Origin of the sequence: Hungatella sp. SL.1.14 (assembly GCF_024460495.1) — a bacterium.
Classification (GTDB): domain Bacteria; phylum Bacillota; class Clostridia; order Lachnospirales; family Lachnospiraceae; genus Hungatella; species Hungatella hathewayi.
Genome location: NZ_JANFYJ010000533.1, coordinates 1 through 288 on the forward strand (window position 1 = coordinate 1; position 288 = coordinate 288).

Below are 288 nucleotides of genomic sequence, written 5' to 3' on the forward strand. Positions count from 1 at the left end.
TCCAGGGCAGTACTATCACCGAACACAAAACAACGATAACGCCCACAACCTAGTTTGTTTCGGAAACAGACTCTTTAAAATTTTTAGAGGAAAACGAATACTCCGAAGGATCTTCCGGATGATAATAAACCGTTTTCGTGGTGCCAATCCATTCCTGGGATTCCTCTATATCCCTTTGATAGCTCTGATAGTCCTGAAATTCCCGGTGATTCCAGTCCGATGCATGGTAGGTGATACCATCTACCTCATAGGAATAATTGTAGATGATGTAATATTGGTCCTTATCAT

Annotated in this window: 1 protein-coding gene; it reads right to left on the bottom strand. The window is 41.3% G+C overall.

The genetic code is table 11. The features are described 5' to 3' along the window. Positions 1–49 precede the first annotated feature (49 nt). On the bottom strand, positions 50–288 hold a 239-nt coding region (locus NE473_RS32170), incomplete at its 5' end, for a DUF3592 domain-containing protein (protein WP_256265728.1).